At 36.8% G+C, this 17,244-nt stretch carries 30 protein-coding genes; all 30 read right to left on the minus strand.

All coding sequences use genetic code 11. The features are described from left to right. Positions 1–2 precede the first annotated feature (2 nt). Positions 3–227, minus strand: a complete 225-nt coding sequence (locus DWZ40_RS08565; protein WP_118542634.1) for a DUF551 domain-containing protein — start codon at positions 225–227, stop codon at positions 3–5. After that, on the minus strand, positions 208–843 hold the full coding sequence (locus DWZ40_RS08570) for a hypothetical protein (RefSeq protein WP_118542635.1): 636 nt from the start codon (positions 841–843) through the stop codon (positions 208–210). The genes DWZ40_RS08565 and DWZ40_RS08570 overlap by 20 nt, the downstream gene beginning before the upstream one ends. A gap of 11 nt (positions 844–854) precedes the next feature. Next, the gene (locus tag DWZ40_RS08575) at positions 855–1,517 is read right to left on the minus strand and encodes a hypothetical protein (protein WP_118542636.1); all 663 of its coding nucleotides are present in this window, start codon (positions 1,515–1,517) and stop codon (positions 855–857) included. 10 nt (positions 1,518–1,527) lie between these two features. After that, positions 1,528–1,800, minus strand: a complete 273-nt coding sequence (locus tag DWZ40_RS08580; RefSeq protein WP_118542637.1) for a hypothetical protein — start codon at positions 1,798–1,800, stop codon at positions 1,528–1,530. After that, on the minus strand, positions 1,793–2,182 hold the full coding sequence (locus DWZ40_RS08585) for a hypothetical protein (RefSeq protein WP_118542638.1): 390 nt from the start codon (positions 2,180–2,182) through the stop codon (positions 1,793–1,795). The genes DWZ40_RS08580 and DWZ40_RS08585 overlap by 8 nt, the downstream gene beginning before the upstream one ends. A 7-nt stretch (positions 2,183–2,189) precedes the next feature. Next, positions 2,190–2,477 carry a hypothetical protein gene (locus DWZ40_RS08590; protein ID WP_118542639.1) on the minus strand — a complete coding sequence of 96 codons (288 nt, stop codon included), beginning with the start codon at positions 2,475–2,477 and terminating at the stop codon, positions 2,190–2,192. Between the two features lie 198 nt (positions 2,478–2,675). Then, positions 2,676–3,026 carry a hypothetical protein gene (locus tag DWZ40_RS08595; protein WP_243035283.1) on the minus strand — a complete coding sequence of 117 codons (351 nt, stop codon included), beginning with the start codon at positions 3,024–3,026 and terminating at the stop codon, positions 2,676–2,678. A gap of 34 nt (positions 3,027–3,060) precedes the next feature. Continuing rightward, complete coding sequence (locus DWZ40_RS08600) at positions 3,061–3,891, minus strand: WGR domain-containing protein (RefSeq protein ID WP_118542641.1); 831 nt, start codon at positions 3,889–3,891, stop codon at positions 3,061–3,063. An 11-nt stretch (positions 3,892–3,902) separates the two neighbouring features. Then, complete coding sequence (locus tag DWZ40_RS08605; RefSeq protein ID WP_118542777.1) at positions 3,903–4,340, minus strand: macro domain-containing protein; 438 nt, start codon at positions 4,338–4,340, stop codon at positions 3,903–3,905. Positions 4,341–4,415: 75 nt separating this feature from the next. Next, entirely contained in the window at positions 4,416–4,721 is a 306-nt protein-coding gene (locus DWZ40_RS08610; protein ID WP_118542642.1) for a hypothetical protein, read from the minus strand. Positions 4,722–4,728: 7 nt separating this feature from the next. Next, on the minus strand, positions 4,729–4,935 hold the full coding sequence (locus DWZ40_RS08615) for a hypothetical protein (RefSeq protein WP_118542643.1): 207 nt from the start codon (positions 4,933–4,935) through the stop codon (positions 4,729–4,731). A gap of 294 nt (positions 4,936–5,229) precedes the next feature. Further along, positions 5,230–5,520 carry a hypothetical protein gene (locus DWZ40_RS08620; protein WP_118542644.1) on the minus strand — a complete coding sequence of 97 codons (291 nt, stop codon included), beginning with the start codon at positions 5,518–5,520 and terminating at the stop codon, positions 5,230–5,232. 43 nt (positions 5,521–5,563) lie between these two features. Further along, positions 5,564–6,148 (minus strand): hypothetical protein, encoded by a 585-nt coding sequence (locus tag DWZ40_RS08625; protein ID WP_118542645.1) that lies wholly within the window; start codon positions 6,146–6,148, stop codon positions 5,564–5,566. A 15-nt stretch (positions 6,149–6,163) separates the two neighbouring features. Continuing rightward, positions 6,164–6,724, minus strand: a complete 561-nt coding sequence (locus DWZ40_RS08630; protein ID WP_118542646.1) for a sigma-70 family RNA polymerase sigma factor — start codon at positions 6,722–6,724, stop codon at positions 6,164–6,166. A gap of 3 nt (positions 6,725–6,727) precedes the next feature. Next, the gene (locus DWZ40_RS08635; protein WP_118542647.1) at positions 6,728–7,588 is read right to left on the minus strand and encodes a tRNA(His) guanylyltransferase Thg1 family protein; all 861 of its coding nucleotides are present in this window, start codon (positions 7,586–7,588) and stop codon (positions 6,728–6,730) included. A 10-nt stretch (positions 7,589–7,598) separates the two neighbouring features. Beyond that, positions 7,599–7,910 (minus strand): hypothetical protein, encoded by a 312-nt coding sequence (locus tag DWZ40_RS08640; RefSeq protein WP_118542648.1) that lies wholly within the window; start codon positions 7,908–7,910, stop codon positions 7,599–7,601. 2 nt (positions 7,911–7,912) lie between these two features. Then, positions 7,913–8,293, minus strand: coding sequence for a hypothetical protein (locus DWZ40_RS08645; RefSeq protein ID WP_118542649.1), 381 nt, complete (start codon positions 8,291–8,293; stop codon positions 7,913–7,915). 8 nt (positions 8,294–8,301) lie between these two features. Beyond that, positions 8,302–8,979, minus strand: a complete 678-nt coding sequence (locus tag DWZ40_RS08650) for a hypothetical protein (RefSeq protein ID WP_118542650.1) — start codon at positions 8,977–8,979, stop codon at positions 8,302–8,304. Continuing rightward, a complete protein-coding gene (locus tag DWZ40_RS08655; RefSeq protein WP_118542651.1) occupies positions 8,969–9,148 on the minus strand; it encodes a hypothetical protein in 180 nt (59 codons plus the stop codon). Before DWZ40_RS08655 ends, DWZ40_RS08650 begins: the two co-directional genes overlap by 11 nt. Beyond that, positions 9,148–9,453, minus strand: a complete 306-nt coding sequence (locus DWZ40_RS08660; protein ID WP_118542652.1) for a hypothetical protein — start codon at positions 9,451–9,453, stop codon at positions 9,148–9,150. Before DWZ40_RS08660 ends, DWZ40_RS08655 begins: the two co-directional genes overlap by 1 nt. 302 nt (positions 9,454–9,755) lie before the next feature. Then, positions 9,756–10,031, minus strand: a complete 276-nt coding sequence (locus DWZ40_RS08665) for a hypothetical protein (protein ID WP_118542653.1) — start codon at positions 10,029–10,031, stop codon at positions 9,756–9,758. A gap of 40 nt (positions 10,032–10,071) precedes the next feature. Next, the gene (locus DWZ40_RS08670; RefSeq protein WP_118542654.1) at positions 10,072–10,578 is read right to left on the minus strand and encodes a hypothetical protein; all 507 of its coding nucleotides are present in this window, start codon (positions 10,576–10,578) and stop codon (positions 10,072–10,074) included. A 69-nt stretch (positions 10,579–10,647) separates the two neighbouring features. Next, positions 10,648–11,031, minus strand: coding sequence for a hypothetical protein (locus DWZ40_RS08675; protein ID WP_118542655.1), 384 nt, complete (start codon positions 11,029–11,031; stop codon positions 10,648–10,650). Between the two features lie 18 nt (positions 11,032–11,049). Next, entirely contained in the window at positions 11,050–13,119 is a 2,070-nt protein-coding gene (locus DWZ40_RS08680) for a hypothetical protein (protein WP_118542656.1), read from the minus strand. Between the two features lie 276 nt (positions 13,120–13,395). Further along, complete coding sequence (locus DWZ40_RS08685; RefSeq protein ID WP_118542657.1) at positions 13,396–13,626, minus strand: hypothetical protein; 231 nt, start codon at positions 13,624–13,626, stop codon at positions 13,396–13,398. A gap of 109 nt (positions 13,627–13,735) precedes the next feature. Then, positions 13,736–14,059, minus strand: coding sequence for a hypothetical protein (locus DWZ40_RS08690; RefSeq protein WP_118542658.1), 324 nt, complete (start codon positions 14,057–14,059; stop codon positions 13,736–13,738). Further along, the gene (locus tag DWZ40_RS08695) at positions 14,049–14,435 is read right to left on the minus strand and encodes a hypothetical protein (RefSeq protein WP_118542659.1); all 387 of its coding nucleotides are present in this window, start codon (positions 14,433–14,435) and stop codon (positions 14,049–14,051) included. Before DWZ40_RS08695 ends, DWZ40_RS08690 begins: the two co-directional genes overlap by 11 nt. Further along, the gene (locus DWZ40_RS08700; protein ID WP_118542660.1) at positions 14,425–14,973 is read right to left on the minus strand and encodes a DUF5839 family protein; all 549 of its coding nucleotides are present in this window, start codon (positions 14,971–14,973) and stop codon (positions 14,425–14,427) included. Before DWZ40_RS08700 ends, DWZ40_RS08695 begins: the two co-directional genes overlap by 11 nt. Before the next feature lie 14 nt (positions 14,974–14,987). Beyond that, positions 14,988–16,523, minus strand: a complete 1,536-nt coding sequence (locus tag DWZ40_RS08705) for a hypothetical protein (RefSeq protein WP_118542661.1) — start codon at positions 16,521–16,523, stop codon at positions 14,988–14,990. Positions 16,524–16,544: 21 nt separating this feature from the next. Beyond that, positions 16,545–17,225, minus strand: coding sequence for a hypothetical protein (locus tag DWZ40_RS08710; protein ID WP_118542662.1), 681 nt, complete (start codon positions 17,223–17,225; stop codon positions 16,545–16,547). Positions 17,226–17,244: the final 19 nt, after the last annotated feature.

Consider the following 17,244-nt stretch of genomic DNA (forward strand, 5'->3'; position numbering starts at 1 on the left):
ATTTACTCTTTGTACGGTTTTGGCAACGGCATCCACGCCCTCATTTCACCACCGATTCTTCCCCAATACCATGAACCGACATTAGTACGAATGTCTACATAATATATTCTCTGGACTTTAGTAACCATACCGCAATCCGTAGTGACCAATACATTGATTACTTTCTTGCCCTTATATCTCTCATCGTCTTCCGGCATGTGTCCTGGTTCACACTTGATCCAATTCATGATTATCCTCCAAACTTTCTAAAAGTCGTTGCATCCATTCAGTTCTCTCTTTGGCATCATTAATAGAAGCTTGCCATCTATCCCAGGTTCTCTTACAGTCTTTTTCTCCCTGATCTACAAGCTCCTGTAATGCAGTGCATACAGCTTCATTACTAATATCTAATGGCTTCTGCAATACATCCCTATAAAAACGGATTGCACTTGTATTCATAGATATCTTAATTTGATCGATTGCAAATTCTTTTAGTTTTTCATGTGCAGAAGTTGGTGGATTCCACGCTTCAATTTCCTTAAGAATTTTCTCGTATTTTTCATCTTCTTTTGGATATTTTTCCAAGAAAGCAAATGCATCTTCTCTATTTTTGACATATTGCTGAATCAATCGTTTTTTCATGTCGTTAAATGTTATATTTCGATATTCATCCCTGTGCTTTACAGCTTTTTGGTAAGCTTCATAATAACGTGGATCTGGCTCAAAATATGATGGAGTTGATACCGACAACGATTCGTCTCGCATATCTGCCGCAATACCAAATTCCCTTGTACAAAGTTTTAGAAACTCTGCACCGGTATTTATTTCTCCATTTTCAATCTCGTATGTGTAGCCTGTTGGCATGATATATCACCTCACCCTTTATCCTGATATCTTATTCTCCGCTGAACCTCATTGTCGTTTTCTTTGTCACGGAAATATTTATACCCCAACATCATCGGATATCTTGAATCCTTGGCACTTTCCCACATTAAGAACTCGCACCAGTTAGGTTCTTTGTATTTTTCCTTGCTATCATTGCACCAAGTTGGACACTCATGAATCGCCTCAAACACGCTCTGCCAGGAGTATTTTTCATTCTGAATGTTACGGTTCTGAATAAGTATTCGCTTATCCCAACCATTCCAAATCTCTACAAGAACATTTTGGCAAGTGACACGCTTGCATAATCTGATGAACCATTTGATAAATTCTCTGTATGTCTGTTCAAACTCTCTATCTCTCAGTGATCCGTTGACAACAAGAATATATTCATTTTGCACGTTTAACCAACCACACCGCTGACTCTTTATTCCTCGGTTAGTGATCAAATTATTTGTCCTCTGACCAAATTCATCACAGGAAATAGATGATGAATCGCCATTTTTCCGAACGATATAAACATCCATATCACCCTCTGAGCCGGTTACTCTTGGCAGATGATTTAGTACAGTCTTTAAGATGTATTCTGATTCTTCGGTTGTTCTTCCCATAGAACTAACTGTTACAGTTCCATTGATATATGTCCAGTATGACATTACATTTCACCTACTCTTTTACATACGGTTCGACTTTCGCCCATGCGACAACCTTACCTTTGACCTTCATTTTTCGCCCACCAGTGCCGTATGAATACCATGCGCTTTCTATATCTCCATCGAAATATCTACTCTGCCAAAATTCGGCTATGAACATATCGCCATTTTTAGTCTGCACAAGAACCTTCTCTGAATTCCAACAATTCGTGCCAGGATTGCCGAAACCGATCCGTGATGGATAGTCGTTCTTGTTTTTAATTGGAACCCAATTTAATTCAGCCATTGATTACTCCTTCTATTTCTCGTAGTATATCCATCATTTCGGCTGATGTACCGCTAAACATTGTGCCTGTTGTTTTGATCTCATATTTCCACTTTGATTTATCGGTTGTAACCTGAATAGGCTGCCGATGATAAAGTACAGTGCCAGCCGATACTTGCCATTTGTCTTCCATCCAAGATTTTTCATGTACGAAATCTTTCTTTAGAATTTGAAGTGCATCTTGGCAATTTTTATTGTACTTGCGTCTATTTTTTCCATCACCCGATACTAATGGAAAATCTACACCTGGAATTTCCATTCTCGTGAATTTGTTGACGACTAACAGAACGCCATCTTTAATGCGGTACATGTCCTGATATTCTGTCTGTGCTAATACTTCCATATTTCACCTACTTATATTTTTCTCTAATTCTTTTTAACGACATACCACTCAAAGCACTTTCGTCAACTCGCATATTGTCAGTTTTTCTAACCCATCCATAATATGTCTTGCCGCCAAAAGAAGCTACGCCAAATACTTCCCTGGTATATCCGTTTTTCTCAAAGAAATGTGCTACCCTGATATCTTTGACAGCCTGACATACAATATAAACCAGACAAACGATACCGATTATGCCAAGTATTCCAAGTGGTACAACATAGTCTAAAATTATCTTCCATTTGAAATATTCTTCCATATAATTACCTCACAATCTTTGTATTTATTCTTCGTCGCTCAATACAAAATGCTTCACATCTTTAATTCTTTGCGCATAGCCTTTCTTGTACGCCAGTTTCATATCTTTCTAATAATATGATCCGTTTTTATCGCATTGACTAATTGGCGTTTCGCATTCATTACAATTAAAGTAAAGTTCTTTCCATGGTTCCATCTTTTACCTCAATTCAATCAAATACTTGATGGTACACTGTTCTTCTTTGTAAACGATAATCTCATCATTTCGCAGCATATTTCCGGCATGAGCATGTAAACAATTCGCGCCAGGACACGCATTCTGCAATTTATAATAATCAAAATTGTAGTATTTACTGTCGAACGAATAGACATCATATGGTTTCCCGTAGGCCACATTCATTAATGCCATAAATCCAAATCTGGAATTGCCTCTTACCCAATAACTGCCATCTAAACTTGTATATCCAAGAGATTTCCGTGCTTTTGGTGCATAGTAAATGCCATAACCAAACATCTTACCGGTGATAACCGCATTAGTTGGTTTCAACACAAGCCCACTATTAATAATTGACCACCAGTTTTCATTACGGCTTCCATGAAATTAACAGCTTGGTATCTGTAATATTATTCTCTTTTACAAATTCATCAAATCGTTTCTGCGTTTTTAAATTCTTCACTCTCCAAGCTTTATGTAATCTATCGGAACATGAACCAAGAGCATCTTTAATTATTGCAATATCTCTCTGGTCACATTCTTCGAAAATCAAACCAAGCTGTTCAAGAATCGTATTCGCAGATTTGTCATTGTCTTCTACATCTGATTCTTCAATAACCTGTTTCTGGACAACCTGACCTTTCATTACATCAAGCAAATCCTGTTCTTTTTGAATAATCTTTGAAAAATCTTTGCTGGAATCAGCAAGATAATCTTGAACATTTCCCATCTTTCTAGGAATGACCGTAAAAAGCTTTAATAGAATATTATTGAACTCTTCAATCTTTGTAGCGTTAAGCAGACTGGTTAAAACGTCTTGCGCCTCATCAATCATTGCTTGCGTCACCTTATTTGAAGAAATTGTATAGTTATCGCTAATTGCCTGTCTCGCCATTGCTTGTAATCGCTCAACAATCTCTGCAATAGCCTTATTTTCAATTTCTCTATATTCTGATTTCTTTGGTTTTTCAACCTGAATCAAATCTTCGACCAATTCACTCTGATCAACATATCCTTTGCGAAGTTTTTCTTTGTACTTTGATTCCCATTGACTCATAGAATATTCTCTACGTTGTGGACTGCTTCCTACACGACCGTATTCGGCAGTCCAGCTATCACCATGAGGAATCTGTTTGTAGTATTTATTATTGTTCGCAGAGGCAGTGACCATCACCAAATATCTAGGTTTAATCTCTGCCATATTTTTCTCCTTTATAATGTGCAAATCAAAATCTCAATGTCGGTAGTGTAAAATACAGTTTCTAGCATGTCATACACCTTATCCCATTCAAGCCGATCAAGACCACAGCCAATACGAGGCATTGCAATTTTTACGATATCATATTCCTCACAATAATCCCTCATATCTACTAAAGCATCATATAATGTTTCGTATGTTGGTTTCTGAAAACAGCGTGGTTTTGTTACCAGGTTAAATACGTTATCCACTAGAATCGCCTTTCCAACATGAGCATATTTCTCACCATCTGGAATCGGATACTGGCTGTGTAGCTTATATCTCATGTTGTATACGTCTACAAACTGTTTTGCGATTCCAGCCCCTAAAGCATAATCACCGCTGATACAATGAGCCAGATAATATCCCTGTGGTACAACAAATAAATCTTTCTGTTCTTCTCTAATATTCATTTTTCTTTTCCTCCACTTTTTAATGAAATAAAACATCTATTACTTCCACCGACTATCTCTGTGATACCAATCGTCTCACATATATTCTTCATAATTTCTAAGATCTGCGTCGATTTGATCTTTTATTGCATCATATAGATCTTCCCTGTCGTCGTCATTTCCAGTATGCGCATTTTCTACATCGCCATTTTTATCACTACTAGTAACAATGAAACTCTTGTCAGAGGAATTGAAACATATAAATACGCATCCATTTTTCAACCTGTAGTGATTCATCAGATAATTGGCTGATTCTCCACGAACGTAAAATTCGTATATGTAATTGTTATTTGAGCCAAAGCGACTGACGTACTCAAAATCTTCTTTCCAGAATTTAATCATTGTTCTCCTATCTGACCAGCATATCTTCCAATTTTGCAACTTCGCTATCGTCCATATTTTCTCGTAGATAGTCTTCTAATGTCATTAAATAACGGCATGGACTCCCATAACATCTTCCATGATACTTGAGCATACACAGATATTCCGTTTCAGTTTCATGAGAAAAGGCACAGTCACCCTTATATTTTGGTTGTTCATCAACAATGATTTTCATTCATTTCTCCTTTTAAGAAAGCGTAAATTCATTAGAATTTTCTTTAGCTTTTTTGTTGCATGATTCGCTTAAACGCTTCATCTTCCAAAAGTTTCTTAACCTCTTGAACGATTCTATCTCCGTTTTACTTTACGCCATCATTCACCATTCTAATCTGATAGCAACCTAGTTTCACTAGGATAAGGTGTTCTCCTTCCTTATTATAATTTTTCTCATTATTTAGTTGTCCTTATTTGGAATTTGCGCTCAGAATTTGAACGTATTCGATCTATAGATAATTATTTGTTTACTGCTTCACGCCGTCCATTCCGGTAAATTTTCGGCCCATTTTACCATGTCTTCAACTGTTAATTCAGTTGTTGTCTCTGTGTCAGGATAATAAATTGTAATATTATTCTTTCTGACGCCGTTATTAAAGAGTTGCTTTAAAAGCGACAGTGTGTTATCTACACCAATCTGATAAGCCTGTCTCTGCTGTTCATTTTCAAAAGACTCTTTTACTTTCTTATCTACTGAATCTAGCACTAATTTCACCTCATTCGGAATATTAGAACCCCAAATCTGAATATCATCAAAATCATACATAATAATTATTCTCCTATGAAAAATTTGTTTCAACACTAAATTTTTAGTCGTGAATGTCAAGAATTGTGATAAAGCCGTCCATGTTATCTTTCAGCGCTTTCAGATGCTTGCTGTCAAAATCCTCATCTTTCACAAACATGTGACCGTTCCACGATTCTCTTGCAATAGCCGATCCGTCTGGTAAGATACAGATATATCCATCGTCTGCAATTTCATCAAAATTTACAACGTCTTTTAATCTGGCTCCATCAACCAACATATATCGGTCGCCAAATCCCATATTCATAAACCAATCTTCTTCTCTAAAACACCACGCTGGTTTAATATTTTCTTTAAGCGTTGTCAGTAAACTAGACCAAAACAATCTTCCGTTTCTAGGATCAGGGTCATAAAAACCCCAATTATAATAATCTTTGTTTTCTTTATCATCTGTATCGCATTTCATTTTAATTCTGGCTTTATATCTACCACCAATTAAATAATAGTCATATGTAAAAACTGGATATTCAATGTCGTCTTCGTTTTCACAGTTTTCAAAAAGAAGTGTAGAATTATACGGACGCATAATATCCTCAATTTCTTTTTCGCTTGGTAAATTTTTAGTCAATAGCTGTACACAATAATGCATGTTCGTTTCTCCTTTCTAAGAAACTTTCTCTAAATATTTCTCTATTTTTCTTTTTACCCAGGATACATTTGCCTTTGTACAACCTAGTTTCTCTGCAATCTCTGCCTGAGTATAACCTTGCTTATACAATTCAAAAATCTTTCGATCGTTACCAGTCGTGTCTTTTGCACGATAATACTCATCCAACATACACCGCGAAATAGCTTCGTTCTCTACACTATGTTTCTCTGCCAGCCGGAACAAAATTTGCTCTCTGTAAGACTCAGCCTCATCGTCATCCTCGTAATCATTTCTGCCCTCATAGTAGACAAGATGCTTTTCTGTCTGCCTTTTCTGAGCACGTACGACTTGAAAATTACACAATATTTCAGTATGAAAATATTTGAAAGCATATGTACTGAACGCACCAATTTCATGCTTATAACTCATTGCAGCCTTACATAATGCAATACAAAGGACATCGTACCATTCTTCATACACAAGCTGAGAATGCCGCTTAAAGTATGCCTTGATTAACCCGTAGTTCTCTTCAACCATTTTTCGCTGTTCATCTGTGAGTCGCTTCGTTGTCGTCATATCTTATTCTCCAACGTAGATTAATCTGTCGATATACTTTCTACCTTCGCCTTTGAAAATAGGAACTTCCCTATCAATAATCCATTCATGTTCGTCGGCTTTTATATCATACATTCTGCACCCATCCGGCTCAGACACCATATAGTTTCTGATGCAGCAACTTCCTCTCTTCTGATAAGTTGGAAAATCATTCCAATTAATACCTTTCTGGGTCATCAGCATATCCTGGATATTATTACAGGACTTTCCATGTAATTCCTTATGAGAAAAGTTAGCCTGTCCAACCATTTGAATTGAGTTTTTAGTGCTGTCTAATTGCCGCCAGTACAGGCAGTTCGTTACTTCCTCTTTTGGAATATTAAAGCAGCGTGCATCGAACATTGCTTTGCCGACTTTGAAATGATATTTCTTGTATTTAGGTTGCAGATTTTCACATGCTTCAAGATTGAATGGCTGAGTGTTATTTATGTTATGGAACTCTTTCAGATATGCACAATCAATAGCTTCTTGAAAAGCCTTGTTAAACGCCATAGTAGCCATACTTGCTGAGATACTACATAATTTATCTTCTCTATAGTCAAAGAAACAATCTGTATTAATATCATCATAGTCAACTAATACTAATGAAATCTCATCACTTTGCTGATAAGATAATTTACATCCCTGAATATTTGCGCAGAGATATTTTGCTGTCTCCTGCATGGCGGTAATGAAAATCTCGTCAAATGGTCTTTCAAAACCTTTTGTGAAGGCATGTCCAGATCTCATATCAAGACGGATAATTACTGGAATCCTTTTCTGAAGGTAATGTCTATTTCTTGCTTCATATTCTTTCATTCTTTTTGCTAAATCGCTTGTATCCATATCTTATTCCTCACTTTCCTTTTTCGTATTTACCATAACATTCTCTTTTTGTGTAGAAAAATTCCAACGCTTCAGTTGCGTAGACCCATCGCATTACACCGTTTGAACATCTAACCCTACATAGTCCATTGCCTTCTGCTCTCAATACTTTCTCCACCTTACCGTGTAGTATAGGTTTCATACCTTCCTGATGAAATGCGACCCATTTGCCAACTAAATGATCATAATTTCTTCCAATTACATATCCATTGGATTCCAACAAATGAATTGCTGCCTCGATTTCCTCATTTGGTGCAATATAATTCAGCTCTTCCGCAATCATCCCTACCACTCCATTCTTTTACAATTCAGAACCGGAAAGAATTCGCCGGATTCCAGCTTGTCCACATAATCATCATAAAGACACAATCCCATTTCCAAATCATGCATCCAGTTAACCAGTTCGTGTAGCACATCGAAGAACTGTTCTTCTGTTGGCTGATAAATGTAACCGATGCTGTAATCATCCATATCCACAATTCCGATTCCAATAGAATATTTCTCCCAAAAGCTCATAGGATTATCCTTGTTGGCAATTAAGTGAATATATGGTTTGCCGCAAAATATCCACTCCTTGTCAAAGTGAATATCCGATTCCACCCTGAGATATTCTGTCTCTTTTGGATTGTTTCGTGTACCGTCATATCTGTGCATTTCAAACTTCATATTGTCACCTAAAATCCTGTTTGCCTGGTGTAGAAATTGATATTACCATTACCAATAACTCTTACCTCTGGTTCTCCATTTTCATCCTGGACGACCATAATTTCAATATCTCCGTCAAAATCCTTGATCAAAGTTACAGCGCCGGGACAATCAGTATAATCTCTATAATCAGGATTATACTGAAGAACTTCGTCTAATAAGAATACTCCTACCATTCCGGCATCTGCGCAGAACTCACCAATTTGTTCATTTGTATCAGAATCAAAAGTCGTGCAGCTCCAGTCTCCGTATAAGGTATCTCGGCAAAGATATGTTTGAATACCAAGGACTTCCATATTTTCTCCATGCTCGGTTCGTTCCCAATCACTTGCGTTGGCTTCATAATATTTGTCGTATGCTTTATCGTATTTTTCTTTGCAAGCGTCGTACATTTTTGAGTGCCATTCGGTGTATGGTGGTTGCACAATCTCTGGACGTGCATTTTTAAGAATTTCTCGCATATTCTTGATAAAGTCTGGAATTTCTTCTTCTGGAACAACTACTTCTATCGCATCGGGATATTCTTTTTCATCCGCATATGGAAAATAATCATTATGCTTCGGTTCTTCACCAATTTTCTGTGAATAATCTTTTGGTTTGCAGATATAACAAGGATCGGTAATGATAATATCTCCTTTAAACTTCATTTGTAATCTTCTCTCTTGTATACACTGGTAAAGCATTTAACATATCCGCCCACCTGTCGTTTTCATCTATATAGAGTAACTGCGCCCCATCAAAACTGGGTGCGCAAACGTGTGTTTTAAGAAACTCTCTAATATCTTTTTCTCTGAAATATTTATCCGAGCTATTCATCACTCAATCTCCTCAAATGCGTTATTTTCTGGATTGTATCTGTATGGTTTACCATTTGGCGCATAATATGGAGATGGTGTTGTTGAATAATCTGTATAACCTAAATAACCATTCCAAAAATAGACAATTCTAGTTGTTGTGTCGTACCATAATTTGCCGCCAATCTCTATAAGATTAGTCTTTCCAAATGTGTTTCCTTGCAATTTTTCACTATTTTCTACGTTGACATGTACTGGCTCCGAACTTCCACATCCGCTCAGAGCCAATACACCTGCTGCAAGTGCAATAAATAAGTATTTTCTCATTTTTATTCTCCTTTACAATCTCATGAAAGGTAGATTTCATCGTCGGGTATATCCAATAAATGAAATACATCATTATCTTCCAACGGTCTCAGTGCTCCATCTTTCTCTTTAATCATTGGCCGATCATGTTTATCAGATAACTCTACGCCATATTTCTCACATAAGCCATAGAATAATTCTCTATTGAACATTTTCACCTCCATGATTCTTGATTTGATAATCCACCTTATCTTTTGCTGCTGTCACAGCACTGTGTGACCAGTTATTCACCCTGTCGCAACACCATCCATTCGGGTCGAAAATCAGAATTTTTCTTTTGTATTTTCTAGCCACATATCACTATTAATACTCCATCCGCCACATTTCTCTAAAATTTCTTTTCTTATATTCCAGAACTTTTCCAAATGATTTTTGAAATATTTAATAGCATCATCTTCTGAATGGAATTCAACTTCGTATTCCCAAAAGAAAAATCTCTCATTTGTTGCAAAAAACGAATTGGAATCAAGACAATACGCTATTATCCATGTGGAACATTTATTAGAGAAATTATCATTAGATTTTAAAGTTTTATACATTAGTTTGTCCTCTCCGATTTGAAACCAACGTTTTATTTTTCTATTCTCTTTTCAAAATTTCTGTTGGACAATAAATAATCTGCTTACCGGCTTTCTGTGCCTTTCGAATTGTAGACCATACACCGCCAGATTTAATTCCGTCCCAAACAGCAAGAAGAACATCACAATGATCAACCATATATTGATCACGCACATTGTCGCAACCTTTATAAAACTCATCAACAAGTTCAATCCATTCATCGGATTCAGATTTTAAATAATTATAAAATGGATGCGAAGCGTTGTAGGCTTTACATGGCAGAACACATGTTAATTTCACGTTGTCTTCGATGGAACGAATCACGGATAAGATATATCCGAACTCAATATCACATCCTGATGCCATACCGCAATATCCAGTTAAATCCTCTCCGTTACTTTGAGATATCTTATATAGTTCAACAAGTTGTTTTAGAACCCATGTTTCTATTGATTCCCATGCGTCCTCTTCAATATTTTCTGGTAGTCCCAGTCTTTGTGGTCTATGACCTGTTAATGCTACCTTCATATTCTCCTCCAAATTATAAAAATAGGACTAGCTGGCAATGAACCAACCAGTCCTATATTATTTCTCTGATTATCCAAGCTGTGCAAGCATCTTGTCTAACTCTTCATCAGACATATTCTCTAATGCAGCATCCTGTCTCTTAGCCTTAATTTCAAGAAGTCTCTGACGCGTCTCTTTATTCTTGCGCTCATTTTCTCTAGCTTCTTTTTCAGCCAGTTTAACAGAAACAATATACTTCACAATCTCAATCTTATTTGCAATCACTTCATCCTCTTTGGATTTGCTGCTCAAAAGACTTTCCTCTTCGGATTTCTTTACTTCACGATTCAGAGTTTTGAATACTGAATCAAGATCCTGTACAGATAAATCCCAGAGGTCGATTACATTGATCATTCCTCTAAATGGAAACTGATAGTTGTTTTTGGTTGCTAATACAAATAAATTCTCGCTCATAATAATACACTCCTTATATTAAAATTTAATCTTCATAATTCTTTCAGTTGCACCCTTAACTTTTACTACTAAATCTGCTCTCTTTGTCATAGAAAAACCAATTCCTGAAAGCTGATCATCTGTATCTGCGACATGACATTTCGCACCTAAAGCCTCGAATACCCTCTTATGTTTCTCTAAATCATTCTTTAAGAACTCATTATAATATCCATTTGGATTTTCGTTATTAATGCAATCTTTCAGGAAGAAGAACAGGTGTCTATGTCCAATACCTTCCTGTGCGTCAAAATAGTTCGGGCTATAACTAATGACAGAAACCGGAACAAACTGATTTGTTGCCACGTTCCAAATGTTACGACTTGAAATAGAAGAATTTCCGGCTAATTTTTCTTTGATTGAGAAATTACCATTAGCATCAAGTGTTACTTCTGCAACATCGACATTGGAATCTGTTCTTAATGGTTTATTATATTCAAAAGAATAAATCTCTCCATTAAATTCAATCTCTGCTTTAAATCCTTTACTACTTCTTGCTGAATACTGGTTTACGAAGAATTTGTAAACACCAGGTTTCATGCGAGACATACTTCCCCATGTAATATTTTCTACAGATGCTTTACCTGGCATCTGTGACATTGGCTGAGTAATATCCACATCGAGCTGACCACCCATTTTAGTCATGCTAGGTTTTCTAAATGACCCGAAATAAATGTGTGTGCCGTCTGGCTCAATACAATGAGCATCAAGATCACTATTATCATTCTGGCCTTCGTTCCACATAATAGAAAATCTCAGGACACCATCAACATTACCGCCTGCTGCCTTTACATTCTGCTTCATATCTGAATCGGTGATATTTCCGCTATACGCCCAGCTCAACCCATTATTCCACTTGAACATCGTCTTTGCGTCTGGATTGACTGGTGCAATCAGAGATACGAAATTCTTCTCATGTTTATTCTCTACAAATACTTCAATTTCTCTTGCAGTCGGGAGAACCTTATCAACAAAATCCTGTGCGGAGATTTCTTCTACCTTGGAGAACTTCTTCGGATTTACGACAACATCCTTTTCCATTTCATCGAAAATATCCATGGAACCTGCCATTTTTCTTGCAGCATTTTTATTAGAGAACAGCACGTTGTTCACACTAATATCGTTCAGAGTGGCAAATCTACGCTGCAAAGAATCCATATAGCCGAGTTCACCAATAGTTTTCTTCGCATCTTCAAGCATTTTCTTCGTAAAGATTGCTTTTGGACGTTTATAATTTGCCGGAGCAACAATCTGTTCATACTTCTTAACTGCTAAGTCGAGATCCATGTCTTCGCTGATATTGATTAACAGAGTTCCAATAGAATGATTTCTAATACGCCCAATAGCCATACCAGCGGTAATAGATTTCTCCCAAGTATACAGAGCTTTGTCCTCGGCAGATGCAAGGTTATCATATTCTTTCTTGTATTTCTTAAATTCTGTCAGCGCGCCTTTCCACTCTTCGCCTTTGTATAAAGTGTTTGAATTGACAAGCTCCAATACAGTATCTACGGCATCCATAGTAATCTCGTCTAATGAACGCTTGAATACATTTCTAGTATCTCTAAACTGACCTTTAATTTCCTCGTTGGATCTGTCGCTTGCATTTACAAATTTATTCGGAAGTTCTAAGAAAAAGTGATCCCAACGATGCGCTTTGCCGTTAATCTCCTCAAAGTTATGATCCGTGCCGATTTTATTAAACTTACTTACATAAATATCAGAAACGGCGTGTGCTTTGACAAATGCATCCAGTGCATTGCTAACAGTCTGATAAGTTTCATTGCTCAGATTCAGCTCCCAGATAGTGTGAATTTTGTTATCCTTAATAACAACTGTTGCACCGATGTTTTTGATAAAGTAGCGGCAGCAACTACAATCATGTTCAGTTCTATCACGAAACATTGGGTTCGTTCCGGCTGGAAAACTATTCAGATATGTATTCCATAACTCGTCTTTATCTACAGCAACCTCGAATAATTTCTCTGCACCTTTCTGCATTTCGTTAAAATGTTCCTGTAAAGCCTTTTTAAACTCCATAAATCCGTCCATGTGTTTTCTCCTCTCTTTTTCAATTCCTTTGAAATATCGCTTTCATCAAACTTTTAATTCCACCTTTATAGCACCATCAATCTTGCTACATGTAATAGAAATTCTTTCATTCGAATCTATAATCATAAAATCATAAATTGCAACATTACATGCGCAATCTTCAAATTCACTGATGCAATAATCTTCAACTTCATGCAAAGAGTGAAACTCCTCACCCGCAATCTTTTGATTGATTATCTGGCTGACCGAAATCAGCCAGACTTTATGTAATTACAGTTATTTCTTCTCTAAATCCATAAGTGTATTATCTAGTTCCTTCACGGTCTGAGTTACCTCTTTGACACCTGCAATCACCTTAGACATTTCTTCGGCATAACCACTACAAGAAACTTCTCTTAATACATCAATCATTTTCATTTCTCCGACACCAGATTCTTTGGCAGCATCCTCAATTGCTTCTCCATTTAACACTAAATTCACAAACTGTTTTACTTTACAATTTCCCATAATCATACTTCCTTTTTCTTTATTTTTATATTATGTAAACCACGCAAAACCCTTGATTTTATTGGCTTTTTCAACACCCAAAAACCAATGAAAACAAAATTTGAAGGTTTTACACTAATCCGAGTGCTTTTCCTAGTGTTTCGTAGGCTTCTTGAACTTCTTTACTACCATATGCTGCTTTGATTAAAATTTCTGCAATATTAGAATACATATTTTCTTCATCTCTGATGGTTGGTAAGACATGGATGTTGTATTCTGGTAAAAGTTCAATTTCGTATACGACACTACAGTTCTCATTTTTTCGTACATTCATATGTATTGCTGTTACAATGCCACTTTTAATATCATTAGAAGATTCATTTTTACCATTCTTACCGCTTGGATAAAAAATCCATACTTTATCTCCTACATTATATTTAGTTTTAATCTGCATTTTTCTCTTCTCCTCTCAACTTCTTATTCTCTACTTCACACCAAACTCTAGCGATTTTTTCTGAATGGAACAGATGATTCTCCGCATATTTCGAATTATGCTTCTGTCCAAGTTTGACTCGGTATCTTGTGTTCATACCCTCTTTGGTCACCGTCACAGTGATCGAAGTTACCTTAGCTTTTTCGCATACACATTCTTTCTGTTTGTTCTTATGCAACTTTCCACTTCCACCACATTTCTGACATTTCCAGTCGTAGTCAGCAAAATGAAGCACTTTCTCGCCTTTGCATACGTCGCACACTTCATATTTCGGAATCATTTTTATCGCCCAAACTTCATCGCCCACATTGAATCTGGTATCCACGTTAATCTGCATTCTTCTCACCGCCTTTTAAAATCTTTGTCTTTGCCACAGTTTTGATTCTCCCTTTGAGATCTGTTCTAACCTCAGTGCAAACCTTGGTAACAACCAGTGGACTCACACCAAAGATTGTATTGACAAATACCGTATCTCCAGGCTGAACCCGCTGCTTGAATTCTGCAAATTTCTTACTGTCAAGGACACGCCAGACATACTCTTTGTTATCATTGTGGTTGTTTGGGTGAAAACCGTAGATATAGGTGGTCAGCTTCTCCTTATAGGTCTTTATAGGCTGTTTAAGCTCTTTATCCTGCTCCATTCTTGACGATGTAGACACTCTCACCTCACACTCGTCAACACCGAGTTCTTTCAGTGCGATATATCTTGCATATCCGTCCGTAAGAAGCTTCTCTTTGGTGAGCCGGATTTTCTTCGCAAAATCGTGTGTCTGCTCATATTCTTCCTTGAATTTCTGTACCTTTTCCGGCTTTGGAGTAGTCTTAGAAAAAGCGTATGGGATTTTGATATCTGATAATTTAACTGTTGTGATCATATGTATGTTCTCCTTTATGCGACATTCTTGCCGTCTAAGTCATCAATATAGGAATCAAATTCTCTCTTTAGGCAAATGTAGTTAATTCTGTCGTTCAAGCTAAATGTTCTGCCTTTTTTACAGATATCATTCGCCCATTTGAAGAACTCTGTATCCTTATCAAGCAGATATGAATATGCAATCAATGCGCAGGTAACTGTTTTGCTTACGGTAAGAACTGCTGAGTCAAACTTAAAACTGTTGTCGTCATTGACAATATCCATAAAATCCTCAACATCTTTCATAATTGCGCCTGGATCAACCTCTGCTTTAATAAAATCCAATGTCTTCTGATTCTCAATTTCTTCAGCAGTTGGCACACTTGATTCTTCTACTACAACAGGATCATTCTCTTTCTCTTCAACCACTTCTTCCTGTTTTTCACAGACTTCATCAACATCGAAGTTTTTCTCAATAATCGGTTCTTCAGTTTCCTCGTTCAGACCAAAGAAGTCTTTCATTAATTTTTCAAGCATGTCCAATTTGGTAGCTACGACCTTTTTATCCTTGGTTCCTTTACCATTATCATATGTATCAAAAGATTTCTGCTCATATTCATCAAAGCATTCACTATGTAATCTATCCTGGAAAGCAGTTAAAAATTCTGCAAACCGCTCATTCGGTAAATCAAAATCGGTAAATTTGTTGAACGCTGCGAACCAGATAAAAGAGTTCTTGGAGTTGAACAGCTGACCTGTTGTATCATGGTCGATAATTTCTGAAAGGTCATCCAATTCACCTTCAAAGATGCTGAACTCTGCGCTAGAAGCATTTGCATCAAGAACTTCATTCATCTTCTTGCCTTTACTCCATAAATCAAAGTGAAACATCAGCATCATAGCCTCAGTAATAACTCTTTCGATAATTCCCTTTGGTTTTTCATATCCTTTATAATCGCCGCAATCTTTGAAGAATACATGGTTATTAGCAAGATCCTTAATATCAGAAGCGGTGTTGAGCATACACAGGAAATTCTTCTGATTAGTATTCATCGGGACATTCTGGTTATATCGCTCAATATCATAAGCCATATCTTCTTTCGTGCAGTCCAAATGGATATCAACATTCAGAATGTAATCATCAATCTGGTCTTTAATTGCCTGTGGTAAATCTCTATATCTTTTGCCACGTAAATCATATTCAATAAGCTGTTCCTCGCCGTTGACTTTGTCCTTGTAGTAAACAATGGATTTTTTCTGTTTCTTGGAAATTGCAAAAGCGTTATTGAAATATTCTTCAAAGGTAGTTAATCTCTGCAAACCGTCAATCAGCCACAATTTCCAGTTATTGTCTTCAACACGTTCCTCACAGAGCTTAATGGAATCAATCTTCTCATTTCTTACGACGGAAGTAATCAGACCGCTCTTACAAGCATCGGTAGAACAACCTGCTGCACGCTGTAAGATATACTCCTTGTCGAACTCTCCACGACTGAATTTTTTTGTTAAAACTCTCAAACTGTATCCGTCTGTCTGTGTATCGTTTTTTACACCAACAATAAGTTTCTTCATCTGATTACTCCCTTTCCGTATTTATCCTTCCTTTTTGAAGAATATTGATATGTATTCGTAGGATTTAAGACCCGCCATAATATCCGCAAAATCTTTATCTTCGATATGTAAATGATTTTTTACTTCCCGGCGTGTATACCCCAATGCTAAAAGTCTTGCCACTCTCCGTAACCTTATAGGAAGTTTATGTAAGTATTGATCTAAACGTGAATCTTTTTCAATTTCAAGGCTGCCAAAGACCACATCTTCTACCGTTGTTTTATCCGGAATGATTTCTTTCATATCCATTCCGTCTTCATTTGTTGCATCCAACCAGACATTCGGAATAATAATCGGTCGTTCTTTGCCGTCAAAACCTTTTTCTGTTTTGATTTTTCCATGCTCAATCACCAGATTATTTCTTTTCGCTCGTAAATATCGGTTTCGATACCACTCTCCGGCGGACATCCTGATGTTTGTCCTAAGATAGGTAGAAAACTTCGATTCCTTTTTCGGATCATAAAACGCAATGGATTCAATCAGAACCTTTACGGCATCGTCATATAAGTCGCCATAATCACTTTGCGGTACTCCAAATTTAATCCATGTTTTTATTCCAATTTTGCGAAGCTCTCTGGAATCATCCTTACAGTAAAACTCAATAATCTCTTTCTGTTTTGCGCTCAGATTATTGAGTACCCATTTTATATCTACCTCTGTCATCTCGCTTTCCCCTTTGCTG

Source organism: Clostridium sp. AF32-12BH (genome assembly GCF_003477935.1).
Lineage (GTDB): Bacteria > Bacillota > Clostridia > Lachnospirales > Lachnospiraceae > Brotaphodocola.

What these genes read in the sequence shown, in the direction of transcription:
- DWZ40_RS08710 (WP_118542662.1), bottom strand. Translation starts at nt 17,225, where the DNA reads ATGACAGAGGTAGATATAAAATGGGTACTCAATAATCTGAGCGCAAAA.
- DWZ40_RS08695 (WP_118542659.1), bottom strand. Translation starts at nt 14,435, where the DNA reads ATGCAGATTAACGTGGATACCAGATTCAATGTGGGCGATGAAGTTTGG.
- DWZ40_RS08675 (WP_118542655.1), bottom strand. Translation starts at nt 11,031, where the DNA reads ATGAGCGAGAATTTATTTGTATTAGCAACCAAAAACAACTATCAGTTT.
- DWZ40_RS08585 (WP_118542638.1), bottom strand. Translation starts at nt 2,182, where the DNA reads ATGGAAGTATTAGCACAGACAGAATATCAGGACATGTACCGCATTAAA.
- DWZ40_RS08575 (WP_118542636.1), bottom strand. Translation starts at nt 1,517, where the DNA reads ATGTCATACTGGACATATATCAATGGAACTGTAACAGTTAGTTCTATG.
- DWZ40_RS08580 (WP_118542637.1), bottom strand. Translation starts at nt 1,800, where the DNA reads ATGGCTGAATTAAATTGGGTTCCAATTAAAAACAAGAACGACTATCCA.
- DWZ40_RS08680 (WP_118542656.1), bottom strand. Translation starts at nt 13,119, where the DNA reads ATGGACGGATTTATGGAGTTTAAAAAGGCTTTACAGGAACATTTTAAC.
- DWZ40_RS08660 (WP_118542652.1), bottom strand. Translation starts at nt 9,453, where the DNA reads ATGAGAAAATACTTATTTATTGCACTTGCAGCAGGTGTATTGGCTCTG.
- DWZ40_RS08615 (WP_118542643.1), bottom strand. Translation starts at nt 4,935, where the DNA reads ATGAAAATCATTGTTGATGAACAACCAAAATATAAGGGTGACTGTGCC.
- DWZ40_RS08620 (WP_118542644.1), bottom strand. Translation starts at nt 5,520, where the DNA reads ATGTATGATTTTGATGATATTCAGATTTGGGGTTCTAATATTCCGAAT.
- DWZ40_RS08590 (WP_118542639.1), bottom strand. Translation starts at nt 2,477, where the DNA reads ATGGAAGAATATTTCAAATGGAAGATAATTTTAGACTATGTTGTACCA.
- DWZ40_RS08655 (WP_118542651.1), bottom strand. Translation starts at nt 9,148, where the DNA reads ATGAATAGCTCGGATAAATATTTCAGAGAAAAAGATATTAGAGAGTTT.
- DWZ40_RS08650 (WP_118542650.1), bottom strand. Translation starts at nt 8,979, where the DNA reads ATGAAGTTTAAAGGAGATATTATCATTACCGATCCTTGTTATATCTGC.
- DWZ40_RS08605 (WP_118542777.1), bottom strand. Translation starts at nt 4,340, where the DNA reads ATGAATATTAGAGAAGAACAGAAAGATTTATTTGTTGTACCACAGGGA.
- DWZ40_RS08600 (WP_118542641.1), bottom strand. Translation starts at nt 3,891, where the DNA reads ATGGCAGAGATTAAACCTAGATATTTGGTGATGGTCACTGCCTCTGCG.
- DWZ40_RS08645 (WP_118542649.1), bottom strand. Translation starts at nt 8,293, where the DNA reads ATGAAGTTTGAAATGCACAGATATGACGGTACACGAAACAATCCAAAA.
- DWZ40_RS08665 (WP_118542653.1), bottom strand. Translation starts at nt 10,031, where the DNA reads ATGTATAAAACTTTAAAATCTAATGATAATTTCTCTAATAAATGTTCC.
- DWZ40_RS08685 (WP_118542657.1), bottom strand. Translation starts at nt 13,626, where the DNA reads ATGGGAAATTGTAAAGTAAAACAGTTTGTGAATTTAGTGTTAAATGGA.
- DWZ40_RS08565 (WP_118542634.1), bottom strand. Translation starts at nt 227, where the DNA reads ATGAATTGGATCAAGTGTGAACCAGGACACATGCCGGAAGACGATGAG.
- DWZ40_RS08640 (WP_118542648.1), bottom strand. Translation starts at nt 7,910, where the DNA reads ATGATTGCGGAAGAGCTGAATTATATTGCACCAAATGAGGAAATCGAG.
- DWZ40_RS08570 (WP_118542635.1), bottom strand. Translation starts at nt 843, where the DNA reads ATGCCAACAGGCTACACATACGAGATTGAAAATGGAGAAATAAATACC.
- DWZ40_RS08690 (WP_118542658.1), bottom strand. Translation starts at nt 14,059, where the DNA reads ATGCAGATTAAAACTAAATATAATGTAGGAGATAAAGTATGGATTTTT.
- DWZ40_RS08635 (WP_118542647.1), bottom strand. Translation starts at nt 7,588, where the DNA reads ATGGATACAAGCGATTTAGCAAAAAGAATGAAAGAATATGAAGCAAGA.
- DWZ40_RS08630 (WP_118542646.1), bottom strand. Translation starts at nt 6,724, where the DNA reads ATGACGACAACGAAGCGACTCACAGATGAACAGCGAAAAATGGTTGAA.
- DWZ40_RS08625 (WP_118542645.1), bottom strand. Translation starts at nt 6,148, where the DNA reads ATGCATTATTGTGTACAGCTATTGACTAAAAATTTACCAAGCGAAAAA.
- DWZ40_RS08670 (WP_118542654.1), bottom strand. Translation starts at nt 10,578, where the DNA reads ATGAAGGTAGCATTAACAGGTCATAGACCACAAAGACTGGGACTACCA.
- DWZ40_RS08700 (WP_118542660.1), bottom strand. Translation starts at nt 14,973, where the DNA reads ATGATCACAACAGTTAAATTATCAGATATCAAAATCCCATACGCTTTT.
- DWZ40_RS08705 (WP_118542661.1), bottom strand. Translation starts at nt 16,523, where the DNA reads ATGAAGAAACTTATTGTTGGTGTAAAAAACGATACACAGACAGACGGA.
- DWZ40_RS08610 (WP_118542642.1), bottom strand. Translation starts at nt 4,721, where the DNA reads ATGATTAAATTCTGGAAAGAAGATTTTGAGTACGTCAGTCGCTTTGGC.